At 70.4% G+C, this 6,406-nt stretch carries 7 protein-coding genes; 1 reads left to right on the top strand and 6 read right to left on the bottom strand.

The genetic code is table 11. The annotated features are described in order from the left end of the window. Nucleotides 1-118: 118 nt before the first annotated feature. The 6 genes from ACK4HH_RS11815 to ACK4HH_RS11790 all read right to left on the bottom strand — a co-directional run bounded on the left by ACK4HH_RS11815 (nucleotide 119) and on the right by ACK4HH_RS11790 (nucleotide 5,879). Nucleotides 119-1,435: a citrate synthase gene (locus ACK4HH_RS11815; protein ID WP_409652130.1), complete on the bottom strand. Its 1,317-nt coding sequence runs from the start codon at nucleotides 1,433-1,435 to the stop codon at nucleotides 119-121. A 151-nt stretch (nucleotides 1,436-1,586) separates the two neighbouring features. Then, complete coding sequence (gene dapC / locus ACK4HH_RS11810; RefSeq protein WP_409652181.1) at nucleotides 1,587-2,771, bottom strand: succinyldiaminopimelate transaminase; 1,185 nt, start codon at nucleotides 2,769-2,771, stop codon at nucleotides 1,587-1,589. A gap of 68 nt (nucleotides 2,772-2,839) precedes the next feature. Further along, nucleotides 2,840-3,157: an indolepyruvate ferredoxin oxidoreductase subunit alpha gene (fdxA, locus tag ACK4HH_RS11805; protein ID WP_409652127.1), complete on the bottom strand. Its 318-nt coding sequence runs from the start codon at nucleotides 3,155-3,157 to the stop codon at nucleotides 2,840-2,842. Continuing rightward, on the bottom strand, nucleotides 3,154-3,591 hold the full coding sequence (locus tag ACK4HH_RS11800) for a hypothetical protein (protein WP_409652124.1): 438 nt from the start codon (nucleotides 3,589-3,591) through the stop codon (nucleotides 3,154-3,156). Before ACK4HH_RS11800 ends, fdxA begins: the two co-directional genes overlap by 4 nt. Before the next feature lie 14 nt (nucleotides 3,592-3,605). Then, on the bottom strand, nucleotides 3,606-4,718 hold the full coding sequence (locus tag ACK4HH_RS11795) for a branched-chain amino acid aminotransferase (protein ID WP_409652121.1): 1,113 nt from the start codon (nucleotides 4,716-4,718) through the stop codon (nucleotides 3,606-3,608). A gap of 114 nt (nucleotides 4,719-4,832) precedes the next feature. Then, nucleotides 4,833-5,879 carry a 3-isopropylmalate dehydrogenase gene (locus tag ACK4HH_RS11790; protein ID WP_409652118.1) on the bottom strand — a complete coding sequence of 349 codons (1,047 nt, stop codon included), beginning with the start codon at nucleotides 5,877-5,879 and terminating at the stop codon, nucleotides 4,833-4,835. 153 nt (nucleotides 5,880-6,032) lie between these two features. On the opposite strand from ACK4HH_RS11790, the gene ACK4HH_RS11785 reads away from it, so the two are divergent. Further along, entirely contained in the window at nucleotides 6,033-6,299 is a 267-nt protein-coding gene (locus ACK4HH_RS11785) for a DUF6458 family protein (protein WP_409652115.1), read from the top strand. The last annotated feature ends 107 nt before the right edge of the window (nucleotides 6,300-6,406 follow it).

Raw genomic sequence — 6,406 nt, 5'->3', positions numbered from 1 at the left:
TGTGCGCCCCCGCCGGGGGGGGGGGGTTCTGCTAACGGTGGCCTGCCCCGCGAACCGCGGGGGGTGGGTCGGCGCTGCGCGAGCATCCCGCGCCGCGACAGTGTCGACCGTGTGACCGCTAGCGCTGGGGCCAGTCGCGCGCGCCCGAGCCCGTGTAGAGCTGCTGGGGGCGGCCGATCTTCGTCTGGGGGTCGTCGTTCATCTCGCGCCAGTGGGCGATCCAGCCCGGCAGTCGCCCGATGGCGAAGAGCACCGTGAACATGCGCGTGGGGAAGCCCATGGCCTTGTAGATGACACCCGTGTAGAAGTCGACGTTCGGGTAGAGCTTGCGCTCGATGAAGTAGTCGTCGGCAAGCGCGATGGCCTCGAGCTCGCGCGCGATCTGCAGCAGCGGGTCGCTCACACCGAGGTCGGCGAGCACGGCATCCACGCTCTCCTTGACCAGCTTGGCGCGCGGGTCGTAGCTCTTGTAGACCCGGTGGCCGAAGCCCATGAGCTTGATGCCGTCTTCTTTGTTCTTGACGCGCTCGACGAAGCGCTCGACGCTCTCTCCCGAGTCGCGGATGCGCGCGAGCATGTCGAGCACCGCCTCGTTCGCACCACCGTGCAGGGGGCCCGAAAGAGCGTTGATGCCCGCCGAGATCGAGGCAAACAGGTTGGCCCCCGTCGAGCCGACGAGCCGCACGGTCGAGGTCGAGGCGTTCTGCTCGTGGTCTTCGTGCAGGATCAGCAGGCGGTCGAGCGCCTTCACGAGCACGGGGTTGACCTCGTAGGGCTCGGCCATGATGCCGAAGTTGAGGCGCAAGAAGTTGCCGACGAAGTCGAGCGAGTTGTCGGGGTAGAGGAACGCCTGGCCGATGGCCTTCTTGTGCGCGTATGCGGCGATGACGGGCAGCTTGGCGAGCAGGCGGATGGTCGAGATCTCGACCTGCTCGGGGTCGTGCGGGTCGAGCGAATCGCCGTAGTAGGTCGACAGCGCGCTCACGGCGCTCGAGAGCACCGACATGGGGTGGGCCTGGTGCGGCAGCGAGTCGAAGAAGCGCTTGAGGTCTTCGTGCAGCAGCGTGTGGCGGCGCACGCGTTCGTCGAAGTCGGCGAGCTCGCTCGGCGTCGGCAGTTCGCCGTAGATGAGCAGCCAGGCCACCTCGAGGAAGGTGGAGTGGGCGGCGACATCGTCGATCGCGTAACCGCGGTACCGCAGAATGCCCTGCTCGCCGTCGATGTAAGTGATGGCGCTCTTGGTCGAGGCGGTGTTCACGAAGCCGTAGTCGAGCGCGGTGAGCCCGGTCTGGCGTGTGAGCGACGAGAGGTCGAGGCTCGCAGCACCCGCGACGCTCGGCAGGATCGGGAACTCGGCGGTGCCGCCCGGAAACTGGAGGGTCGCCTTCTGGGCGCCGTCGTTCTGTGCGGCTTCGTTCAGTGCGCCGTCGCTCACTGCGCCTCCTCGCGGGATGTGATCGGGGTGTGATCGGTCTGTGGGGGCGGGGTCCCGAGAACGAGCCATGGTGGTGGTGGCGGCTCGGGAGTGACCCGCTTACAGCCTATGCGCAAAGGCGCACCAGTCACGCACTGCCCAACAGCAGGGCTCAGGCCTTGGAGAAGAGCGCCAAACGCGCGGCCGCGGCCGCGATGCGCTCGTCGGTGGCCGTGAGCGCGAGCCGCACGTGCTGCGAGGCATCGCCCTCATAGAACGTGCCGGGCGCGGCGAGGATGCCGTGCTCGGCGAGCAGCGCGATCGTCGCGAGCGCGGGCTCGCCGCGCGTGCCCCACAGGTAGAGCCCCGCCTCGGAGTGGTCGATGCGAAAACCCGCACCCTCGAGCGCGGGCGCGAGCACGGCCCGCCGCGCACGGTAGCGCTCGCGCTGCTCGGCCACGTGGGCCTCGTCGCCGAGCGCCGCGACCATCGCCGCCTGCACGGGCGCGGGCGGGATGAGCCCGGCGTGCTTGCGCACCTCGAGCACCTGTCGCACGATCGCCTCGTCGCCCGCGAGGAATGCGGCGCGGTAGCCCGCGAGGTTCGACTGCTTGCTGAGCGAGTAGACGCTCAGCAGGCCCGTGCGGTCGCCATCGGTGACGCGGGGGTCGAGGATGCTCGGCACGCGCTCGGCAGCGACCGACTCCTCCGCGACCAACTCTTGTGCGCCCGATCCTGCCCCGGCCGTCGCGCCCCAGGCCTCGGGACGCCAGCCCAGCTCGGCGTAGCACTCGTCGTTGACGAGCACGGCCCCGAGCTCGCGGGCGCGCGCGACCGCGGCGCGCAGCGCGGGCACCCCCAGCACGGCGCCCGTCGGGTTGCCCGGGCTGTTGAGCCACACCAAGCGAGTGGATGCGGGCCATTCGGCGGGATCGTCGGTCGCGAGGCCGGTGGTGCGGGCGAGCACGGATCCGACGGCGTAGGTCGGGTAGGCCGTGCGCGGGTAGACGACGGTGTCGCCGGGCCCGAGGCCGAGCAGCAGCGGCAGCAGGCCGACGAGCTCTTTGCTGCCGATGGTGGGGAGCACGGCATCCGGAACCAGACCCATCACCCCACGGCGACGGGCGTACCAGTCGACGATCGCGGTGCGCAGAGCGGGCGTGCCCATGGTCTGCGGGTAGGCGTGGGCGTCGGTCGCGGCCACGAGCGCGTCGCGCACGACCGCGGGCGTCGCGTCGACGGGCGAGCCGACCGAGAGGTCGACGATGCCGTCGGCGTGCTCACGGGCACGGGCGGCGTACGGCGCGAGCGAGTCCCAGGGGAAGTCGGGGAGCGCGTGCTTCGCACCAGAATGAATGCCATTGCTGGCATTCGTCGCGGCACCAGCGCCGTCGGCCGTCCCGGCCGTCGGGTCACTGGAGTCGATCACGCTTGGGGCGGCAGCGCGGCGACGATCGGGTGGTCGCCGGGCAGCACGCCGACCTTGGCGGCACCGCCGGGCGAGCCGATCTCGCTGAAGAACTCGACGTTCGCGGTGTAGTAGTCGGCCCACTGCTCGGGCACGTCGTCTTCGTAGTAGATCGCCTCGACGGGGCAGACGGGCTCGCAGGCACCGCAGTCGACGCACTCGTCGGGGTGGATGTAGAGCATGCGGTCGCCCTCGTAGATGCAGTCGACGGGGCACTCGTCGATGCAGGCGCGGTCTTTGACATCGACGCAGGGCAGGGCGATCACGTAGGTCACGGCAGTGGTCGATCCTCTTGTTGAGCGAGCGCGGGCCCCTCCATCGTATCCGCAGGCGGCCGGGGAGCCCGCTGGATGTGTGGCCAGGCGAGCGCGAGGAAGGCGATGGCCGTGATGCCGATGAGCCAGGTGTATCCGACCGGGTTGGCGGGCACGAGCACCGAGCCCCCCGTGGCCGTCGCCAGCAGTCCCGCCACGAGCCCCGCTCCGAGCGCACCCGCCGCCGCGGGCGTGCGCACGCCGCCCCACGCCCGCAGCCCGACGATGTAGAGGCCCACCGTGATGAGGGCGATCGCGACCCCGACGGGCGGCAGCGACTGGTGCGCGAAGGTGCCGATGAGCCCGAGCACCGCACCGCCGCCGAGGCACAGCGCGGCGACGCCCGTGCGCTCGAGCGCGCTCATGCGGGCGTAGTCCGGATCGATCGAGAACACGGGCCGGCTCGAGTTCAGGCGTCGAGCCGCAGCATCCACCCGTGCGGGTCGGCACGGCGGCCGTACTGGATGTCGGTGAGCTCGGCCCGCAGCGACATCGTGAGCTCGCCGGCCTCGGCGTCGGCGCTGCCGATCTCGAAGTCGGCCGCCTTGATGAGGGCGATGGGAGTGACGACGGCAGCCGTGCCACACGCGAACGCTTCGACGATGTCACCGGATGCCGCGCCCTCGCGCCACTCGTCGATGCTCACGCGGCGCCGCTCGACCGTGTGGCCGCGGTCTTCGGCGAGCTGCAGGATCGAGTCGCGCGTGATGCCCTCGAGGATCGAGTCACTCTGCGGCGTCACGAGCGTGCCGTCTTTGTAGACGAGCACGATGTTCATGCCGCCGAGCTCTTCAAGCCACTTTCCTTCGACGGAGTCGAGGAACAGCACCTGAGCGCAACCGTGCTCGGCCGCCTCGGCCTGCGCGACGAGCGAGGCCGCGTAGTTGCCGCCCGTCTTCGCCGCGCCCGTGCCGCCCTTGCCCGCGCGCGAGTACTGGGTCGAGAGCCAGATCGAGACGGGCTTCACGCCGCCGTGGAAGTAGGCGCCGGCCGGCGAGGCGATCACGTAGAAGGCCACCTTGTGCGCGGGGCGCACGCCGAGGAATGCCTCTTTCGCGAACATGAAGGGCCGCAGGTAGAGGCTCGTCTCCGGTGCGCTCGGCACCCAGTCGCCGTCGATCGCGATGAGCTGGCGCAGCGCCTCGATGAAGTACTGCTCGGGCAGCTCGGGCAGCGCGAGGCGCTTCGCCGAGCGCTGCAGGCGGCGAGCGTTCGCGTCGGGGCGGAACGACCAGATCGATCCGTCGGCGTGGCGGTAGGCCTTGAGCCCTTCGAAGATCTCTTGCCCGTAGTGCAGCACCGAGGCGGCCGGGTCGAGCGCGATGGGGCCGTAGGGCTGCACGCGCGGGCGGTGCCAGCCGCCCATCTCGCTCCAGCAGATGTCGACCATGTGGTCGGTGAAGTGCTTGCCGAAGCCGGGGTCGGCGAGGATCGCCTCGCGCTCGGCGACGGGGCGCGCGGACTCGGTGGAGGACACGGCCCACGTCAGTTCGCGGGTGGCCATCGGCAGCAGGTTCGTCATGGGGATCCTCGAAGGTCGCCGGTGGCCGAGAGGCCCCGGAAGAGCGTGGCTACAGCGTACTCCGCGGGGCCCGGAGCCTCCCCGGCCAATCGGGCGGGGGTGGCTGCGGGCGGGTCAGCGCAGGCGGGCGACGATGGCGTCTCCGACCTCGCTCGTGCGGCGGGGCGACTGGCCCCGCTCGGCGAGGTCGGCGAGCACCGCGGCGCGGATGCGCGCTGCGGCATCCATGAGGCTCTGCTGCTCGAGCAGGATCGCGACCGAGAGGATCGCGGCGGTCGGGTCGGCCTTCTGCTGACCCGCGATGTCGGGGGCAGAGCCGTGCACAGGCTCGACCATGCTCGGGAACGCACCGTCGGGGTTGAGGTTGCCCGAAGCCGCGAGCCCGATGCCGCCGCCGATCGCCGCGGCGAGATCGGTGAGGATATCGCCGAACAGGTTGTCGGTGACGATGACGTCGAAGCGCGAGGGCTCGGTCGCGAGAAAGATGGTGGCCGCGTCGACGTGCAGGTAGTCGACGGCGATGGATGCGAACTCGGGCGCGACGCGGTCGACCGTGCTCTGCCACAGCGCTCCGGCGTGCACGAGCACATTGGTCTTGTGCACGAGGGTGAGCTTCTGGCGTCGGGCGGCCGCCTGGGCGAAGGCGAAGCGCACGACGCGTTCGACGCCGTAGGCGGTGTTGATCGAGACCTCGGTCGCGACCTCGTGCGGCGTGCCCTGCCGGAACCGACCGCCGTTGCCAACGTAGGGCCCCTCGGTACCCTCGCGCACGACGACGAAGTCGACCGCGCCCGGGTCGGCGAGCGGTGAGGCGATGCCGGGAGCGAGCAGGGTGGGCCGCAGGTTGACGTAGTGGTCGAAGGCGAAGCGCAGCTTCAGCAGCAGTCCGCGCTCGATGATGCCGCCCGCGAGGCGGGGGTCCCGCGGGTCGCCGCCGACGGCGCCGAACAGGATGGCGTCGTGCCGGGCGAGGGCCGCGAGCGTCTCGTCCGAGAGGATCTCGCCCGTCGCGAGGTAGTGCTCGGCGCCGAGCGCGTAGTCGGTCTCGGTGACGGCGACATCGTCACTGACAGCCGCGCGCAGAGCCTTGAGCGCCTCGGCTGTGACCTCGGGGCCGATGCCGTCGCCGCCGATGATGGCGAGGTCGAGAATGCGCTTCACGGTGATCTCCCAGATTCAGGTCGAGATCCCCGGGAACACGGGGATGCGGGCCTCGACCAGCGTAGTGCGGCACGCCCGGACCGTTTGTCAAGGGGGTGCGGCGTTCTCGGCTGGCCCATAGAGTCGCCCAACGAATCGAAAGGAGCTCCCACAATGAGCATTGGATTCGGAATCTTCCTGTTTGCCGTCGGCGCCATCTTGGCCTTCGCGGTGAACGTCACCCTCGAGTGGATCACGCTGTCGACCGTGGGGTACATCCTCATGGTCGCCGGTGTCGTGATGGTCGTCATCGGCGGAGTGCTAATGGCGCGCAAGCGCTCGTCGGTCACGACGCACCGCACGGTCATCGACCCCGCGAGCGGCGAGCAGGTCTCGCGCCGCGAGTCGATCGCCTCTGACCCGGTCGACGACCGCGTCTAGTCGCCGCCTGAACGCGAAGAGCGCCCGGCGGCGACGGGCGCGCGTCGGCGTGAAACCGGCGCGGCGGCTCGATCCAGCCCAGCGAGCAGCAGCTCCATACAGCCCCG

The sequence above is a fragment of the Microcella sp. genome (assembly GCF_046296455.1).
GTDB lineage: Bacteria > Actinomycetota > Actinomycetes > Actinomycetales > Microbacteriaceae > Microcella.
Note: the sequence above shows the minus strand (reverse complement) of the source record. Positions and strands in the feature narration are given on the sequence as shown.

Bases quoted from the DNA above. Each gene is read 5' to 3' on its own strand.
- ACK4HH_RS11795 (WP_409652121.1), bottom strand. From the start codon at position 4,718: ATGACGAACCTGCTGCCGATGGCCACCCGCGAACTGACGTGGGCCGTG.
- ACK4HH_RS11785 (WP_409652115.1), top strand. From the start codon at position 6,033: ATGAGCATTGGATTCGGAATCTTCCTGTTTGCCGTCGGCGCCATCTTG.